General features: G+C 63.9%; 14 protein-coding genes. 3 read left to right on the top strand and 11 right to left on the bottom strand.

What is annotated here, in order from left to right:
* Positions 1-88: 88 nt before the first annotated feature.
* The 8 genes from FJW03_RS13150 to FJW03_RS13115 form a co-directional block, all read right to left on the bottom strand.
* Positions 89-1,072, bottom strand: a complete 984-nt coding sequence (locus FJW03_RS13150) for an ABC transporter permease (protein ID WP_140766083.1) — start codon at positions 1,070-1,072, stop codon at positions 89-91.
* Positions 1,073-1,337: 265 nt separating this feature from the next.
* Positions 1,338-2,309 (bottom strand): ABC transporter permease, encoded by a 972-nt coding sequence (locus tag FJW03_RS13145; RefSeq protein ID WP_140766082.1) that lies wholly within the window; start codon positions 2,307-2,309, stop codon positions 1,338-1,340.
* The gene (locus FJW03_RS13140) at positions 2,306-3,880 is read right to left on the bottom strand and encodes a sugar ABC transporter ATP-binding protein (RefSeq protein WP_140766081.1); all 1,575 of its coding nucleotides are present in this window, start codon (positions 3,878-3,880) and stop codon (positions 2,306-2,308) included. Before FJW03_RS13140 ends, FJW03_RS13145 begins: the two co-directional genes overlap by 4 nt.
* A gap of 281 nt (positions 3,881-4,161) precedes the next feature.
* Positions 4,162-5,196 carry an ABC transporter substrate-binding protein gene (locus FJW03_RS13135; RefSeq protein ID WP_140766080.1) on the bottom strand — a complete coding sequence of 345 codons (1,035 nt, stop codon included), beginning with the start codon at positions 5,194-5,196 and terminating at the stop codon, positions 4,162-4,164.
* Between the two features lie 88 nt (positions 5,197-5,284).
* On the bottom strand, positions 5,285-6,199 hold the full coding sequence (locus tag FJW03_RS13130; RefSeq protein WP_140766124.1) for a sugar phosphate isomerase/epimerase family protein: 915 nt from the start codon (positions 6,197-6,199) through the stop codon (positions 5,285-5,287).
* Between the two features lie 35 nt (positions 6,200-6,234).
* A complete protein-coding gene (locus FJW03_RS13125; protein WP_140766079.1) occupies positions 6,235-7,770 on the bottom strand; it encodes a mannitol dehydrogenase family protein in 1,536 nt (511 codons plus the stop codon).
* Positions 7,767-8,549: an SDR family oxidoreductase gene (locus tag FJW03_RS13120; RefSeq protein ID WP_140613563.1), complete on the bottom strand. Its 783-nt coding sequence runs from the start codon at positions 8,547-8,549 to the stop codon at positions 7,767-7,769. The genes FJW03_RS13125 and FJW03_RS13120 overlap by 4 nt, the downstream gene beginning before the upstream one ends.
* A gap of 332 nt (positions 8,550-8,881) precedes the next feature.
* Positions 8,882-9,775: a MurR/RpiR family transcriptional regulator gene (locus FJW03_RS13115; RefSeq protein WP_140766077.1), complete on the bottom strand. Its 894-nt coding sequence runs from the start codon at positions 9,773-9,775 to the stop codon at positions 8,882-8,884.
* A 342-nt stretch (positions 9,776-10,117) separates the two neighbouring features.
* On the opposite strand from FJW03_RS13115, the gene FJW03_RS13110 reads away from it, so the two are divergent.
* Complete coding sequence (locus FJW03_RS13110) at positions 10,118-11,302, top strand: Gfo/Idh/MocA family protein (RefSeq protein WP_140766992.1); 1,185 nt, start codon at positions 10,118-10,120, stop codon at positions 11,300-11,302.
* Between the two features lie 54 nt (positions 11,303-11,356).
* Here FJW03_RS13110 and FJW03_RS13105 read toward each other — a convergent pair whose 3' ends face one another.
* The 3 genes from FJW03_RS13105 to FJW03_RS13095 all read right to left on the bottom strand — a co-directional run bounded on the left by FJW03_RS13105 (position 11,357) and on the right by FJW03_RS13095 (position 15,908).
* Complete coding sequence (locus FJW03_RS13105; protein ID WP_181173359.1) at positions 11,357-13,993, bottom strand: EAL domain-containing protein; 2,637 nt, start codon at positions 13,991-13,993, stop codon at positions 11,357-11,359.
* Between the two features lie 176 nt (positions 13,994-14,169).
* A complete protein-coding gene (locus FJW03_RS13100) occupies positions 14,170-15,030 on the bottom strand; it encodes a class I SAM-dependent methyltransferase (protein WP_140694514.1) in 861 nt (286 codons plus the stop codon).
* Positions 15,031-15,437: 407 nt separating this feature from the next.
* The gene (locus FJW03_RS13095; protein ID WP_140766993.1) at positions 15,438-15,908 is read right to left on the bottom strand and encodes an NUDIX domain-containing protein; all 471 of its coding nucleotides are present in this window, start codon (positions 15,906-15,908) and stop codon (positions 15,438-15,440) included.
* Positions 15,909-16,094: 186 nt separating this feature from the next.
* Between FJW03_RS13095 and FJW03_RS13090 the strand changes: the two genes are divergently transcribed.
* Positions 16,095-16,628, top strand: coding sequence for a sterol desaturase family protein (locus FJW03_RS13090; RefSeq protein ID WP_140694508.1), 534 nt, complete (start codon positions 16,095-16,097; stop codon positions 16,626-16,628).
* A 420-nt stretch (positions 16,629-17,048) separates the two neighbouring features.
* Positions 17,049-17,933: an AraC family transcriptional regulator gene (locus FJW03_RS13085; RefSeq protein WP_140694506.1), complete on the top strand. Its 885-nt coding sequence runs from the start codon at positions 17,049-17,051 to the stop codon at positions 17,931-17,933.
* The last annotated feature ends 155 nt before the right edge of the window (positions 17,934-18,088 follow it).

Here is an 18,088-nt window from a genome sequence, read left to right as displayed (position 1 = left end):
CGCGTGATCCGGGCCTGCACCGCCCCTCGCGAATTGCAGCCATCGGGCGGCAGGTGTCGGCTTCCGGCTCGAATCAGCCGTTTGTTCTCTATCGCTCCTCCACAATCCGCAGATACGCCGCCGTCACGAACAGCACGATCAGCCCGAACAGGATCCGTCTCGCACCTTCCGGCATCTGCAAGATCGTCAGCAGCGTCGTCAAAACGGTCAGGATGAGTGCGCCGATGATGGTGCCGGTGTAGCCGCCGCGGCCGCCGAAGATGGAGGTGCCGCCGATCACGGCCGCCGCCACCGAGGGCAGAACCAGCGGTTCAGCGAGCGACAGGGACGGGGCCTTGATCAGGCCGATATAGAGCAGGCCGGTGATGCCGGCGAGCACGCTCGAGGTGATGTAGAGCGCGGTGATCACCTGCCAGTATTGCACGCCGGAGAGGCGCGTGGCGCGCTCATTGTCGCCGACGGCGTAGAGCAGACGGCCGAAGCCGGTGCGGGCCAGCGTGAAGACGATGAGGGCCGCCAGCGGCACGTATAGCAGCAGGGCGTTGGGGAAACCCCAGGTGACGCCGGTGCCCAGCCAGTTGAGGAAATCCGGTATCCTGGCGCCCGACGCAATCACCGTGCGCTGGTAGACCTGCAGGCAGCCGGTGCCGATCAGGCTGGTGCCCAGCGTCATGATCAGCGGGTGGACGCGGAAGACGCCGACGCCGACGCCGTTGACCAGGCCGATCAGCACCGCCGGCATCATCGCCAGCAGGAAGGCCACGGCGGGGTCCTGGTTGACGATCTGCGTCGCCATGATGAAGGCGCTCATCGTCGCCACCGTGCCCACCGACAGGTCGATGCCGCCGGTCAGCATGGTCATGGTCTGGCAGCCGGCCAGGATCGCCAGCGGGATAGCGAATTTGATGGTGTTGGCGATCCAGCGCTCGTTGACTATGCCGGGGCGCAGGATCTGCAGGATCATCACCAGGATGACGAGCAGGATAATGAGCGGGACAAGCGGCCGGTCGGCCATGAAGCGCTTTATCCGGCGGCCGAAGGGAACGGGGGGTGTGATCGCGGTGGTGCTCATGCGGTGGGGCCTCGCGATGGGGTTGGGCCGGAGCAATGGATGAGCAAGGATAGCGCTCTACGGCGCCCCCCTCTGTCCTGCCGGACATCTCCCCCACTTGGGGGGAGATCAGCTGTCATCGCGGCTTTCGTCAATTGTCCACATTGCAAGATTGAGCGGAGCGCCGAAGCTGCCAATCTCCCCCCTGGTGGGGGAGATGTCCGGCAGGACAGAGGGGGGCGCGAAGGATCGCCGACATCCCGCTCCGCCAGCATCACACCCTTCATCATTGCCGCCCCCGCATCGTGATGAACGCCCCGAACATCACCACGGCGACCATGATCAGGCCTTCGATGATGGCGGTGACGTTGGGGTCGATGGCGAGCAGCGTCAGGTCTGTGCGCACCAGGCGAAGCACGAAGACGGCGACGATGGGGCCGAGCAGGCCGCCCTTGCCGCCGCCGAGCGCCACGCCGCCCAGCACCACGGCGGCGACGCTGGCCAACAGATAGGGTCCGGGGATGGGCGCGCCGATGCCGGTGCTCATGGTCAGCGCCAGTCCGCCGAAGGCGGCGAACAGGCCCGACAGCGCATAGGCGATGATGCGGGTGCGCTTGACCGGTACGCCGCTGCGGAACGCCGCCAGTTCGCTGGAGCCGATGGCGTAGATGGACAGGCCAAGGCGCGAGCGCCTGAGCGGTATCCAGATGATCGAGAGGCAGACGATCAATACCAGCAGCGCCTTCGGGACCCAGGCGTCGACGGCGTCGGGCAGGCCCGGTATCGGCACGGTGCCCGAGATCAGCGCCTTCAGCCACTCGGCGGCCGCGCCGCCGGGCGCTTCGAGCACGAGAAGGGCGGCACCCTGCAGCACGAAGAGCATCGCGAGCGTGACGACGATGTCGGGGACGCGGGTGACGACGATGAGCAGGCCGTTGAGCGCGCCGAGCACGAAGCCCATGGCGAGCACGAAGGGCACGACGAACAGCGCGTATTCTTCCGATGCGCCCGCCATCATCGAGGCGGCGGTGACGCTGGTCAGCGCCATCATGGCGGCGACCGACAGATCGATGCCGCCGGCGATGACGACCACGGTCTGCGCGGCGACAGCGAAAGCATAGGGCAAGACGGCGCGCGCCAGCGAGCCGAAATCGCCGCTGCCATAGCCCGGCTGGATCAGCTTGGTGACAATGAACAGAACGATCAGCAGGGCCAACAGGCCAATCACCCAGCCCTGACGGCGCAGGAAATGGCTCATGGCGCGGCCTCCGGCGTATCGGAGGCATTTCCCGACGTCGAATCCGATGGATTCGCCGAGGGATCGGCCAGAATGCCGATATCGGCCTTGGCGCCGCGCGGCAGGCCGTAGGCGGCGCGCATCAGCGCCGGCTCGTCGGCCTCCTCGACCGGAAAGATGTCGACGAGGCGGCCGCCGAAGATGACGATGACGCGGTCGCAGACGCGCTGCACCTCTTCGAGTTCGGACGTATAGAACAGCACCGACTTGCCGTGGCCGGCGAGCTCGCGCAGCAATTTATAGATCTCCTGCTTGGTGCCGACGTCGATGCCGCGCGTCGGGTCGAAGCACAGGATGGTGCGGGCGTCCGCGGCGATCCAGCGGGCGATGGTCACCTTCTGCTGGTTGCCGCCGGACAGGCGCTGCACCTCGCCTTGGGCGCGGGTGTCGATCTGCAGCCGCTGGATGGCGCTGAGCACGGTCGCGCGTTCGCGGCGCATGGGAATCGGCCCCCAGTTGCGAAGAGGCGCACTGAAGGGAAGGGCGATGTTCTCGCGCACCGAACGCTGCATGGCGAGCGCCTCGGAACGATCGCCTGGCACATAGGCGATGCCGGCACGGATGGCGTCGATGGGGTGAGAAAACTTCGCCGGCTGGCCGTCGACCTCGATCGTGCCGCCAGACGGCTTGATCGAGCCGGCAAGGGCGGCGAACAATTCGTCCTGGCCCTGGCCTTCCAGTGCCACGACGCCGGCCACCTCGCCATCGGCGAGATCGAAGGAGACGTCGTTGAGCTTGGTGCCGACGCGCAGATTGCGCACGCCAAGCCGGGGGCGGGCAGGGGCGGGCGCTGCCTTCTGGGCGGCGGTGCGGGCGGCGACGTGGGTTTTGATGATGCGGGTGCCGAGCATCAGCTCGACGATCTTTTCTTCCACGCCCGGGTCGATGTCGACGACGCCGACGGTTGCCCCGTCGCGCAGCACGGTGGCGCGGTCGCACAGCGCCGAGATCTCGACGAAGCGGTGCGAGATGAAGATCACGGCGCGGCCGCTGTCGCCCTGGCGGCGCACCACTTCCAGCACCTTTTCGGCGAGGTTGGCGGGCAGTGCCGCCGTCATCTCGTCGAGCAGCAGCACGTCGGGCTCGACGGCCAGCGCACGGGCGAGGTCGAGCACGCGCAGAATGGCCAGCGGAATGTCGCGCGCGGTGTCGCGGAGGTCGAGGTCGGGAATGCCGAGTTCGCGCACCCAGGCGCGGAACGGCTCGACCGGCGTGCCGGTGAGCCGCAGATTGGACAGCACGTCGAGATCTGGGATCAGCGACGGCTCCTGGTAGACAGGCAGCAGGCCGGCGCGGCGCGCGGCGGCGGGCGAGCGTATGTCGCGGGCCTCGCCACGGATCAGAATGTGCCCGGCATTGGCTGAAATCGCTCCGGTCAGGATCTTCACCAGCGTCGACTTGCCGGCGCCGTTGGCGCCCATCAGCGCATGCACCTCGCCCGGTAGCACGGACAGCGACGCATTGCGCAGCGCGGCGACCGCGCCGTAATTCTTGGCGACGCCGGAGGCGTCGAGGAGGGGATTGGTAATCAAATCGTTCGGGTCTCGTTCCAGAAGCTAACGCCGGTGCTCCACGGCGCCCCCCTCTGTCCTGCCGGACATCTCCCCCACTTGGGGGGAGATTGACAGTTCCGGCGCCGGCTCTCGCCTTGCACCGTTGAAAAGTGGCGAAAGCGAAGTCGCAGCTAATCTCCCCACCTGTGGGGGAGATGTCCGGTAGGACAGAGGGGGGCGGCGTGGAGCGCTAACCTATCAAACCCTGCATAGCGAGAATGGCAACCGCCATTCTCGCTATGCAATTCAAAGCAGCCCAACTACTCGCCCGGGCCCTTGCAGGCGACGATCTGGTCCTTGGTGTAGGTCGTCCAGTCCGGGATCATGATCGAGACCGGCCATTCGGGGCTGAGCGAGGGGTCGGCGGCGGCCTTCAGCTTGGCCTTGCCTTCTTCCGTGGCGTTTTCCCACAGCTGCGGCTGCACCAGCACGGTGTGCTCCGCCGGCTTCTTGCCGTCGAGGATCTGCAGCGCCAGCGTAACGCCCGCACCGCCGATCGAGCCGGGGTTGGTCACCGCCGCGCCGACGAGGCCCTTGACCGAGCTCAACTGGCCGACGAAGCCGGCATTGTCGGCGCCGACGATCGGCACCAGCGGCGCCTGCGATTCCACCAGGGCGTCGACGATGACGTTGTCGATGCCCGAGGTCCACACGCCGTTGAACGGCGTGCCGGTGGCCAGGAACGACAACATCTGCTGCTTGGCCTGGTCCTGCTGCCAGCCGGTGAAGACTTCCTGAGCGACCTTTACGTCGGGGAATTCGGCCAGCGCCTTCTTGAAGCCTTTGTCGCGGTCGCTATCGGCCGAAGCGCCGGCCGCGCCGCGCATGTAGAACACTTCGCCCTTGCCGCCCATCTGCTGGAACAGCCACTTGGCCCCGAGATAGGCATATTGCTCCTGGTTGTTGGAGATGATGTAGGCCGACGGTTCGGTGACCGCCTGGTCGACGGCGACGACGACGATGCCGGCCTTGGTGGCTTCCTCAAGCCCCGCCTTGATGCCGGCCGGATCGGCGGGGTTGACGACGATGGCGTCGACCTTGGCGCTGATCAGGTTGCGGATGTCTTCCAGCTGCCCGGCGGCGTCGGTGTTGCGGTGGGCGATGTTGAGTTTTGCCACCTCACCGGAAGCCAGCGCCTGCGCCTTCATGGCGCAGACCATCTCCTCGCGCCAGCCATTGCCCTGCACGGTGTTGGAGATGCCGATCGTGTACTTGCCGGCGGCCGACGACACGCCCGCCGAGGCCAGCAAGGCCGCACCCGCAAGCAGCGGGACCATGGTCAGGATTTTCTTCATTTCAGTACTCCTCCACATTGTTTTTCAGTTCCAGTTCAAGCCGTTGAAGCGCGCCGCTGGCAAGATGAGTCACGCAGCGCGCTTCAATTCATTTGACGAAGGGGCGCAGCACGTCGCGGGCTAGCAGGAAGCCACGCTTCACTTGATCGTCGCTGCCTTCAAATCGCCTGTCCTCGTGTTCGATGATGATGCATCCGTCATAACCGGCACGATAGAGTCCGGAGAAGAAGCCGCTCCAGTCGACATCGCCCAGCCCCGGCATGCGCGGCACCTGCCAGCCTATGCCAGCCGAAAGGATTCCGCGCTCGTACAAACTATCATGATCAATCATCAGGTCCTTGGCGTGGACATGCAGCATGTAAGGGCCGAACTCCCGGATGAAACGGGCTTGGTCGATCATCTGCCAGACCAGATGCGAAGGGTCGAAATTCATGCCGATATCGCCGCCCCAGGTCTCCAGGATCCGGCGCCAGACCTGTGGCGAATAGGCGATGTTGTGACCGCCCGGCCATTCGTCATAGCTGAAGATCATCGGGCAGTTCTCGAAGGCGAGCTTCACGCCATGCCCGCGCGCGAAGGCAACGATCTCGGGCCAGATTTTCAGCGCGTCCTGCCAATTGACGTCGACGGTCTTGGAGGCATCGCCGCCGCAGAAAGTGTTGACCACCGGCGCGCCCATATTGGCGGCCAGCACGATCACCTTCTTCAGATGGGCAATAACCGCCTCGCGGTGCGCGGCATCGGGATGCAGCGGGTTGGGATAATAGCCGAGGCCGGAGACGGAAATGTTCTTCTCCGCCAGCGAGGCGACGATCTCCCTGGCCTGTGCGGGCGAGGTGGAGGCGGCGTCGATATGGCTGGTGCCGGCATAGCGGCGGCTGGCGCCGGAGGATTTCGGCCAGCAGGCGATTTCCAGCGCCTCGAAGCCGACCGAGCTGGCCCAGCCGGCGACATCGCCAAGCGGCGTCTCCGCGAAGGGTGCGGTGAGCAGTCCAAGTTTCATCATGCCTCCCCTGGCCGTGGCTTCACGACCGATGCCTATAATGCCGATTGTTTGGATCGCTTCAACCTCGCGACCTCATCTTGTTCAAGACTGTGCCGGACGGCTGCCATTGGATCGCCGGAAAGCAGCTCGCCCAGCGCCGAAGTCACGGCCTCGCGAAACGCGGCGTTCGCGGCAAGGCCGGGGTCGAAAATCGTCTCGATGGCCAGGATGGCGGCAGCCAGCGCCGGCGCATCGCGGCCGGTGGCGTCGGCAATCGCGGCGACCTTGCCGGCATAGGGATCCGACACCGGCCAGAGTTTGCCGAAGCATTCCGAGGCCTGGATCAGATAGGCCATCCAGCCGGCGACCGGCACCGACAGCAGTCTGACGCTGGCGCCCTGGTCCAGCCGGTCGCGGATCGGATTGAGCAGGCGCTGGACGATCTTTTGCGAACCATCGGTGGCGATCTGGTGGTTGCGGTGCCGGATCGCGGTGTTCTTCAGCCGGCCCAGGCTCTGCTCGACATAGGCCAACGGCTCCATGCCGGGCACCGGCATCAGCGTCGGCAGTGTCTCCTCGACCAGCATGCGGCGCACGAAGACCGACAGCAGCGGGTCGGCGACGGCATCTGACGTGTGTTCGAGCCCGGCCAGCACGCCGAGCGTGGCGAGCGTCGTCTGCGCACCGTTCAGCACCCGCATCTTGAGATGCTCGAACGGCGTGACATCGTCGACGAAGGTCGCGCCGACCAGATCCCAGCGCGGCATGCGGCCGGCGAACTTTTTCTCGATCACCCACTGCCGGAACGGCTCGCCGACGGCGACGGCGCCGTCATGATAGCCGAACCATTGCTCGACGCTGTCGAGATCGTCCTGCGTCACCGCCGGCGCGATGCGATCGACCATGGCGGAGGGGAAGGCGGCGTTGGCCGCGATCCATTCGGCAAGACCATTGCCGCGCCGTTCGGCAAAGGTCCGCACCACGGTCTCAAGGATGACGCCGTTGGTCTGGATGTTGTCGCAGGAGAGCAGCGTCAGCGGCTGGCCATGCGTGGCTTGGCGCAACTCCAGCGCCCGCGTGAGGATGCCGGGCACGCTGCGCGGTGTCTCCGGGTTGGCAAGGTCATGGACGATGTCGGGGTGACCGAGATCAAGCTCGCCGCTCGACGGGATATGGCAATAGCCTTTCTCGGTCACCGTCATCGTCACCAGTTCGATGTCGGGTGAGGAGAGCACGTCGAGCGCTGGTCCGGCGCTGTCCTGGCTGTCCACCACCTTCACGATGCTGCCGATGACACGCGCCTCGACATGGTCGTTCTCGCGGATCAGCCTGGTGTAGAGCCCGCTCTGCCGGCCCAGCGTCTCGGCGAGATGAGGCGGGCGGATGTTGATGCCGACTATCCCCCAGCGGTCGAACTGAAGCGCCAGCAGGTCGTCGGTGTATTCGGCCTGGTGGCAGCGGTGGAAGGCGCCGACGCCCAGATGCGCCATGCCGGGTTGGAGCGCGGCGCGGTCGTAGGCCGGCCTCTGGACGGTGGCGGGAAGCCTCTCCAGCAACTCGGGCCCGAGCGTTTCAGGCGAAGTGTTCACCGGTTCGCCCCGATCACCGACTGCTCCTGATCGATCACGGCGCCGGTCATCGGGCCGGCGGCATCGGAGAGCAGGAACACGGCAAGATTTGCGATATCGTGTGGCGTCAGCAGCCTGCCGAATGGCTGCGCGGCATTGGCGGCGTCGAGCCAGCCCGGACCGTGGCCGAGCGTCTCGGCCTGCATGACGCGTTCGGCGGGCGTGTCGGTCCAGCCGACATTGATGCCGTTGACGCGGATGCGGTCGAAACGGTGGGCGTTGGCGGCATTCTTGGTCAGCGTCGCCAGCGCGCCCTTGGTGGCGGAATAGACGGCGAGTTCGGGCGCGCCGCAATGCGCGTTGATCGACAGGATGTTGAGAATAGCGCCGCCCTGTCCGCGCTTCTTCATGTCGGCGATGACCGCCTGCATCAGGAAGAAGGGCGCGCGGGCATTGACGGCGAACAACGAGGCCCAGTCGTCGAGGCTGGCATCGAGGAAGGAGGCACGGTCGGTGAGGCCGGCGGCGTTGACGAGACCGTCGATGCGGCCGAACCGCTCTATGCAGGATTGCGCCAGGAGGGCAGGGGCTTGCGGATCCGCAAGGTCGGCGGCGACGAAGACGGTCGGCGTGCCCAATTGCGAAAGCTCCGCCGCCACGGCGTCGCCACGCATCTTGTCGCGGCCGGTGACCAGAAGGCCCGCCGCGCCGGAGCGCGCCAGCGTCTCGGCGATGGCGCGGCCGATGCCTTGCGTCGACCCGGTGACCAAAATCACCTTGCCGTCGAGCCTGATCTCCATTCCTCCTCCCGGAACAAAGTTTCTATTTTTTGAAATATCGAACGATGGTTCCCGATAGTCAATTGTTTCAGCGTGGGTTCACAGGACAATCGCTGCTGGTTGGCGCTGCCCCTCACCTGCTTGCCGGCATCCTCTCCCCGTATAGGGACGGGGAGAGGAGAGCTCGTCGCCACTTTCGCCAATTATCGACCTTGCGATGCGGTCGCCTGCCTTGCTGCCAGCCCCTTCTCCCCGTCACTATACGGGGAGAAGTGCCCGGCAGGGCGATGAGGGGCAGCGCCGACTTCGACAATTAGCGACCTCCGCCACAAGGGCTACAATCCAGAAGCAGCTTACTTGCCTCGCCGCGCCACCACGCCATGGACCAGCGCCATGCCGACCGCCAGCGAGGCGGCCAGCGAGCGGAAGCCGGCGAAGTCGGATTCCACCACCTCCAGCCAGCTGTCCGACAGCCGGGTCAGCGGGCTGAACGTGCTGTCGGTGATGGTGACGATGCGGGCCTTGCGCTCATGCGCCACCGCGACGAGGTCGGGCGTGATCGAATTGTAGGGGCTGAAGGAGACCGCCAGCACGGCGTCCCGGCTGCCGATGCAGCCGACCTGGTCGAGCGCGGTCGAGCCGACATTGTCGACCAGCACGTTGCGCACGCCTTGCTGCGAGAGCGTCAGCGACAGATAGGCGGTGACGGGAAAGGCGCGCTTGGAGCCGATGACATAGATCAGGTCGGCGGCGGCCAGCAGCGTCACCATCTTCTCGAAACTCCCGACGTCCAAGCCGGCCTCGATGCGGCCAAGCGAAGCTTGCGAGGCGCCGACCATGCCGTGCAGGAAATGCAGCCGAGCATTGGGCTCGGCCTCGCTGCGCTGTTCGCCACGCCCTTCCGGCCACGAGCCCTTCACATGCTCCTTGAACAGGCCCTGGAAATCGGAAAATCCGGAATAGCCGAAGATCTGCGCGAAGCGCACCAGCGTCGAGGGCTGCACGCCGGCCTGGGCCGCCACCTGCGCGATGGTGCCGAGCGCGACGTCGCTCGGGTGCTGCCAAAGGAAGATCGCCACCTGGCGCAGCCGCTTGGGGAAATGCACGGTGCCCGACGACAGCACCGCGCGCAGTTCCTCATAGGTTTGCGGCTGGATATAGCCCAATGCCGCCAGCGAGCGCCCGCGCTTGCGCGTCGCGGCCTCGTCGGCACTGGATCGACCGGATGATTTGCGCGCCCCGCTCATGATTTCAGGCTAGCGCGGCACGATCGTTTTACAATATGGAAATTGGAAATCCTGTTCGATGGCGAATTGTGGTCTTGGATGCGAACGGTTCAAAGGTGGTGCTCTACGGCGCCCCCCTCTGTCCTGCCGGACATCTCCCCCACAAGGAGGGAGATCGGACGTCGCCTCTACTTTCGCCAACTACCACCATCGCATGAAGGCGCCGCAGTTGACGTTGCCAATCTCCCCCCAAGTGGGGAGATGTCCGGCAGGACAGAGAGGGGCGCCACAGAACTCGACGGTGGGTACTGACCCAAAACCTTTTATGCCGAGGAATTGGCTAGATAGCCGGAGGAGAACAACATGGTCTACGCAACATCGGACGGATCGGCGGGGAAGCGCCTGAGGGTCGGCATGGTCGGCGGCGGGCGCAATGCCTTCATCGGCGCCGTGCATCGGCTGGCCATGCGGCTCGACGACCAGATCGTGCTGGTCGCCGGGGCGCTGTCGTCCGATCCGGAGAATGCCGCCGCCTCGGCCGCCGAGATCGGCATCGCGCCGGAGCGCAGCTATGCCGACTACCACGCCATGGCCAGGGCGGAAGCCGCGCGGCCGGACGGCATCGAGGCGGTCGTCATCGTCACGCCCAACCATCTGCACGCGCCGATCGCCACCGCCTTCCTCGAGGCCGGCATCGACGTCATCTGCGACAAGCCGCTGTCGACCACGCTTGGCGACGCCGAGGCGCTGGTGGCGCTGACGCGGGCGCGAAAGCGGCGCTTCGTCGTCACCCTCAACAACACCGGCTACGCCATGGTGCGGCAGGCGCGCGAGATGGTGATGGCGGGCGAGCTCGGCCGCATCGTGTCCGTGCATGGCGCCTATATCCAGGACTGGCTGACCAAGCCGATCGACGCCGAGGGCCAGAAGCAGGCGGAATGGCGCACCGATCCGGCAAGGGCAGGGCAGTCGGCGGTGCTGGCCGATATCGGCGTCCATGCCTTCAACCTGGCGAGCTACATCAGCGGCCGCGAGGCCGAGACTGTGTCGGCTGACCTGTTCACCGCCGTGGCGGGACGGCGGCTCGACGACAACGCGCATGTACTGGTGCGCTGGACGGGTGGGGCGCGCGGCACGATCCTAGCCAGCCAGACGTCGCCCGGCCACTACAACGACCTCTCCGTGCGCATCTATGGCGACAGAGCCGGCCTCGAATGGTCGGGCACCCGGCCGGAGGAATTGCGCTTCTCCCGATATGGCGAGGAAACCCGCACGCTGGTGCGTGGCGGCCATGGCTCGACCGAGGAAAGCCGGCGCGTGTCGCGCATGCCGGCGGCGCACCCGGAAGGCTATATCGAGGCCTTCGCCAATTTCTACCGCGACGCCGCCGACATCATCCGCGCGCATCGGTCGGGCGGCGTGGTCGATCCGGCGCGCGCGGCGCAGGTGCCTGATGTGGTCGACGGCGCGCGCGGCGTGAAGTTCGTGGCGGCGGCGGTGGAGTCCAATGCGGCCGGCGGGGCGTGGACGGCTGCGCGGTTTGGCTGAGGCGCGCGACGCTTTCAGCGATAGAACGCGTGCCGGGGATTTCGACTAAGGGGGCTAGCTTGCCACGGGCAACCGTCGAGATCGAGCAAAGCTTCTCAGCCGGTCGGAATCCATTGCGTGCCCGAATGCGTAGCCTTGCAATATGTCGCAGCCAAGCCCTTTGAGCACACGTGCGTGCTTCATCGTCTCGACGCCTTCGGCTATGATCTCGATACCCAGGGATTTGCCGATTTCGATGATCGACGAGACGACCTGCCGTCGCTGGGGTGAGTTCACGATAGGGTCCACCAACTGACGATCTATCTTCAGGCGGCGAGGCTGCAATTTGAGCAGGCTGACAATAGAGGCATAACCGGTGCCGAAATCGTCGATTTCGATGTCGATGCCGAGTTCCTTGATCTGCTCGACGTTCCATGTGACCAGATCATCGTTGTTGTCGAGGAAGATCGACTCGACGAGTTCAAAGGAAAAAGTCCCCTTTCTGATGTTGAGGTCACGCAAGCTCTTCAGGAGTTCCTCGTCTTGAAGGCGTCGTGCCGATACGTTGACTGACACGCGCGGAATACCGATCTTGTCGGCGGACCACGCTTCGAAATCCACAAGCGATTGCTGGAGGACTTTCCGGTCTATCTCCGACACGACGTTCAGTTCTTCAGCGGTCTTCAGGAAAGCGTCAGGCGTCAGAATCCCCTTCTCTGGATGCCTCCACCGCGCCAGCGCTTCAACGCCGACGATCTCCAGGGTCTTTGCATCGAATTGAGGCTGGTAGAATACGATGAATTCGTCTCGCTCGAGACCGGCTAGAATCTCGTCGGCAACTCTCTTCGTGTTTACGATTTCGCTTTGCAGTTCTCCACTGAAGAATTCATAGCGGTTGCGGCCCCGCGTCTTTGCCCGGTAGAGGGCAATATCGGCATTCACCAGCAACTGCCTGGCATCGGCGTCTCTATCATTGTCGATCGCAATTCCGACGCTGACGCCAAACCGACATTGATGGCCGTGGTAATAAACAGGTCTGCGCATCTGCTCGATGATGTTGTCGGCGAGCGCCGCGGCCTGGCCGACATCGCCGTGCACGGTGCAGAGCACGATGAATTCGTCTCCTCCAATCCGAGCGACAAAACCGCGGTCGCCGACGTTGGACTTGAGAACAGACGACGCGTGTACCAGCATTGCGTCGCCCGCCGCATGACCAAGCGTATCGTTGATGTGCTTGAAGCGGTCCAGATCCATGTGAAGCAGCGCCGCGCAGCCGCCGTCGAGTCTGGCCTTTGCCGCATGATCTTCCAGCACCTGGTCCAGATAACGCCGATTGGGCAAATCCGTCAGCGAATCGTGCAGGGCGATGTGTTCTATGCGCGCCTTGGCAGCCTCGAGTTCGGTATTTTTCGACTCGGTCAGCTGTTTTGCGCGAACCAGATCGGTATTCAGCAAGACGTCTGCCGTCACGTCCCACTCTGCGCCGACCATTCGAGGCGAATTGTTTGCGATCTCGTAGAAGATCGCCGTGGACCGGACGTGACGAATTTCGCCGTTCGGCCGAACAATCCGGTATTCCGACGAATATGTGCTTCGCCCGGCCACTGCCTTGTCGAAATCCGCAAGCGCGCCAGGCAGATCGGCAGGATGAATGGCTCCGGCCCAGTCCGAATATCCGCGCGATCCGCCATCGGGCTCTCTGCCATAGATCTCGTTGACCCGATCGTCCCACGTGAGATGGTTGGTTTCGAGGTCGTGCTCCCATACTCCGATGGCCGACGCCTCCAGAGCAAGTTCCAGCCGTCGCGACAGCCGATGCAGTTCCCAGTAGTTTCGCTGCCTCTCGTCGATAAGGCGGCCTGCCGCCAGGAAGGGGATCAAGATCAGTGCGGCCGCTGCCGCCATGATCGCCCTCAGCAGCCATGCGTTGGCGGGAGTGGCGGGCCAACCGTTCTTGGGAATGGCGGCGATCTGCCAGGAGCCCGACGGGAGCAGAACGTCGGCCGTCACCGGATTGTTTTTGATGACTCTCTCGTCACCGAAGAACTGGACTCCCTTCGCGCCAGGGGAATCACTGCCGATGAGCGCCACGTCAATCCCGAGATTCTTGTCGAGGAGACCCGTCGCCTGGTAAAGGCGCTGCACGTCGACGACCGCGGAAACAATGCCCCAGAACCGGTCGGTGTTGCCCGCGCTTTTTACGAATACCGGGAATCGACCGATGAAAGCCTGTCCTCCCTGCGCCAGATCGACCGGGCCAGCGAGAACGAGCTTGCGCTCGTCGCGCGCACGCAGGGCAGCCGCGCGCTGCTGGTCGTTCTTGCGGTAATCGAGACCGATGGCCTTCTCGTTGCCGGCCATCGGGTACATCAAGGAAATGACCAGGTCGGGCGCGCCGGCAATATTGCGAAGTTGGGACTCTTCGCTGAACAGGCGGCTGGCAAGTTCGGTGAAGCGTTGCTCTCCCATGTATGGTTCGGTCGTGACCGCGGCGACCAGACCTCGAACCAGTTGAAGGTTGCCGTTAATGTTTCCTTCGAGCTTGGCGCGAATGACATTGACCTTGGCCAGCACATCCACGCGGGCGGCCTGGTCCGCAACGATCCTGTTCTGATGGTCCGCGAACGCCGCGCAAACGGCAATAACCACAATCGCAATCCCCACCGGGATCCTTGCCGGCGACAATACGGCCCCCCTTACGCGGCCTAGCATTTTGGCGAAAAGAGCCAATAGGGCGAGATTCCCTGTGCTTGTCAGGCTCTCCGGGTGAGCCTCATCAAGGGAATATTAGTTCGCAATAACTTAATTTTGGCCTTCACAGTCTTTAAAATTTTTGCGCCTTCGGGCGCTGGCGCGGGCAATCGCACCAGCACTCACCACATAGCGGCTTAGTGGCTATCGACTTTTTTCTGGACGATCCGATACGTCCCGACGCCGCGCTTGGTTGCTCCAATTGAATAGGCCATTGGAATCTTTGCAGTTTTCTCGGGCAGGCCGTACATATCCTTGCCGGCCCTCACCGCGAATGAAAAATGCTTCCAGGAAACCGTGTCATGCTCGTTGAGAAAATCGAGCGTCAGCCCCGCTGCGATCAGCGCGTTCACCACATCGCTGATCGGATGGATCCACTCATAGTATCGAGGATGCTTCAAGGTTCGTTCATCGCCGGTATAGGTCTGCTTCTCGTTCCAGGCGAGCGGTCGCGCCACCGGTGTTCGCCAGTCGTCCTTCAATTCGAGGGCGGCAGCCTTGCGATTGCACTGGAACATCAAGGGATGGCCCTCGGCCATGTACAGCCGGCCGCCGGGCCGCAGGAGATCGGCGACCACCCGCGCCCAACGAAAGACATCGTCAAGCCAGTTCACCGACCCCCAGGTGACGTAGACCACGTCATAGGTCTGGTCGAGCGCTTCGACCGCCTCGTATAGCGGCGCCTCCACGAAGCGAACGTCACTGCCTGCCTTGGAGGCGAAATCCCGCGCCGCAGCGATCGCCCTCGGTGAAAAGTCCAGGCCGGTCACGCTGCCCGCGCCGAGATTCCTCAGGCTGATCGTGTCAAGCCCGATATGACATTGCAGATGGACGATGTCCTTGCCGAAAATGTCTCCGACCTCGCGCGTTTCCAGCTCATAGAGATTGGATCCGCCAGCCAGCACATTCTCGATGCGGTAGCTGCCTGTTCTGTCGGTCGCGTGTATTTCGGCCCGATCGTCCCAATTCAGCAGGTTCGCGTCCAGAAACGGTTCCAAAGTGCCCCCGATCTCCGCCGTCGCAAGGTTAACAGCTGGTTAATAGACATTGCAGCGAGCAGACATGCGCGTCAATCCCGGAAGTCGCGCCCGTTGCGGCGCCCATTCCCGAGATCGAGACGATCGCCGTCATCGGCTCGGTGGCGAAACAGCTGTTGGCAGGAGGTTCCCCGGTTCGGCGAGGTGCGCTGGACGGACGCAGCACGCGGCACGATGCTGGCCAGCCAGACTTCGCCCGGCCACTACAATGATCTGTCCGTGCGCATCCATCGCGACAGAGCCGGGCTCGAATGGTCCGGCAGGCGGCCAGAGGAATTGCGGTTCTCCGTCCATGGCGAGAAAGCGCGCACGCTGGTGCCGGGGCGAGCCACGGGTCTCCTCCGGCCCCACAAGGGGCAGGGAGACAATCACGCTCCATTCAACTGCGCTAACAAATCCGTCAGCATCGGCCGCTGGCCCGCAAGGATCTTGACCTCGGCCTCGGGCAGGCTGAACCAACCCGCTCTGTCGACCTCCGGAAATTCTTTCATCGACCCGGAGCGCGGCGGCCATTCCATCGTGAAGATGTTGCTCTTGATCGTGGCCACATCGATCCCGGTTCTGGTTTCGGCGGACCAGGCCACAACGATCTTGCCGCCCGGCTGCCTGTAGTCGCCGAGACGCTCGAACGGGCCTTCCACCTTGAGGCCGAGCTCTTCCTCGGTTTCGCGTTGCGCTGCCGCGAGCTCATCCTCGTCTTCGCCGACGAGGCCCTTCGGGATCGACCAGGCGCCATCGTCCTTCTTCGCCCAGAACGGTCCGCCGGGATGAACCAGAAGCACCCTGATATCGCCATCGCTTCGATGATAGATCAGCAATCCCGCACTGCGTTTTGCCATTTTTGCATGTCCGTTTGTGGCGCCGGTGCGACTTCGGCCGCCATCTGATTCGTCCGGGATGATGTGTGCCGATCCTTGCACCAGGGAATTGCGACGCTATTTCAGATGCATCTGCATTGCACCTCACCAGCGAGTTCGGCAATCTGATAGCATCGTTTTGGCGTCGAAAGTCAGTGGGGCGTCCGAATGCAACTGGGTCTGATCGGCTACTACAGCGACTTCGTGGTCTATCCCCTGGTCATCGCCATATTGGGGGTGGCCGGGCTGATCGAGGCCGGAGAAGAGAGCGCGCCGGACTGGATCGGCACGATGCTGGTCTGCCTTGGCCTGTGGACGCTGATCGAATACGTCCTGCACCGCTTCGTCCTTCACCACATTCCCTGGATCAGGGATCTGCACGACCGCCATCATGTCGAGGAGCGCAGCTCGGTGGGCACGCCGACCTGGCTCAGCCTGGGCGTCCATGCGCTGGTCGCGTTCCTGCCTGTCTGGTTGGTTTCCGGCTTCGTGGCCGCGAGCGCGGTGAGCTGCGGCCTGATGCTGGGCTATCTCTGGTACATCAGCGTCCATCACATGATCCATCACTGGCACCCGAGCCATCCGAGCTACCTTTACACGCTCAAGCGCCGCCACGCGGTGCACCACCATGTCGATGACACTGCCAATTTCGGCGTGACGTCCATTTTCTGGGACCGGGTTTTCGGCACGGCACGGCTCTGAACACTGCTTGGAATTCGGCTCTGGCCAGCCATGGCGGCGCGAACTTCGAACAGCTGCTGAAGCAGGGCCTCGGGTGATGGCGCACATGCCTACGATCGCGGAACTTGCATGGCGGCGCGGGCTTGGTGATCTGGGCCTACAGATCGACCGCGGCAACGCGCCAGGACGAGGGTAGGCGGTGGCCCCCTCTCGGTGCCGGCGCGCACCATTGCGCGGCTATCAGCAAGGCTGTCCGAATATCGCTTCCCCGCGTCCCCTCCCGGTCAAAAAAGTATCATCCGCTGCCCTGAATCGTGGTGGCGCCTGCTCAAACGAGCCGGTACCGTGGTTTCGAAATGCAGAGCCGAAACCAATTCGGCCGGTTTAGGGAATTGGGGCCGAATGCGGCAATGATCCGTGCCGGCCCGGGAGGAAACGGACATGGAACCGGACCTGGAAGTTGTCCAGATCAGACGCGGTGAGTCTTTCAAAGCGTGGTCGCACGGCTATCCCTTCCACACAGTGCGCTGGCATTTCCATCCCGAATACGAGCTTCATCAGGTGATCTTCACCAGCGGCCGGTATTTCGTGGGAGACTTCATCGGCGAGTTCGAGCCTGGCAATCTGGTGCTGACCGGACCCAACCTGCCGCACAATTGGGTCAGCGACATTCCGCGCGACAGTTCCATTCCGCTGCGCGGTCGCATCATCCAGTTCTCGGAGAGTTTCATCGGCGATGCCATGCATATTCTGCCTGAGCTCGCGGGGCTGGGCCCGCTGCTCGAGGCATCGCGGCGCGGCGTGCTGTTTTCCGCCCGCACCAACAAGGAGCTGGCGCCGCTGATGGAAGAGATGATGCAGGCGCAGGGCGTGCGCCGCATCGAGCTGTTCATGATGATCGCGGGCCTGCTCAGCCGCGCCCAGGAAATCCGGCTGCTGGCCAGCGCCAGTTACCGGCCCGACCCCTCCGGCTACATGACAGCCGGCATGAACAAAGCACTCGCCTATATCAGGGAAAATCTGACGCAGCTGTTCGATGAGGCCGACCTTGCGGCCATCGCCGGGCAATCGACCGGCGCGTTTTCGCGTTCGTTTCGCCGCCACACCGGCATGTCGCTGGTGCAGTATGTCAAGCGGCTGCGCATCAATCTTGCCTGCCAGATACTCATGAGCGACGAGCAGGCCTCGATCACCGACATCTGCTACGAGGTGGGCTTCAACAACCTGTCCAATTTCAACCGGCAATTCCTGGCGGAGAAGGGCATGCCGCCCTCGCGTTTCAGACGCCTGCTGGCCGACAATATCAACGCGGGAAAAGCCGCTTAACGGGAGGAGCCAAGGGAGGAGATACAGTTTTCGACATGAGGACGTGGACCGCAAGGAAGCGGTCCGCGATGGAGAGCGCTTGTCCGGGAAATCCTCCGCGCCAGGAGGATGTCGGCGCAGCCTGGAAAGGCCGCCTCCAGGCCCTGGTCCCAATA

It is taken from the genome of Mesorhizobium sp. B4-1-4 (genome assembly GCF_006439395.2).
GTDB lineage: Bacteria > Pseudomonadota > Alphaproteobacteria > Rhizobiales > Rhizobiaceae > Mesorhizobium.
Note: the sequence above shows the minus strand (reverse complement) of the source record. Positions and strands in the feature narration are given on the sequence as shown.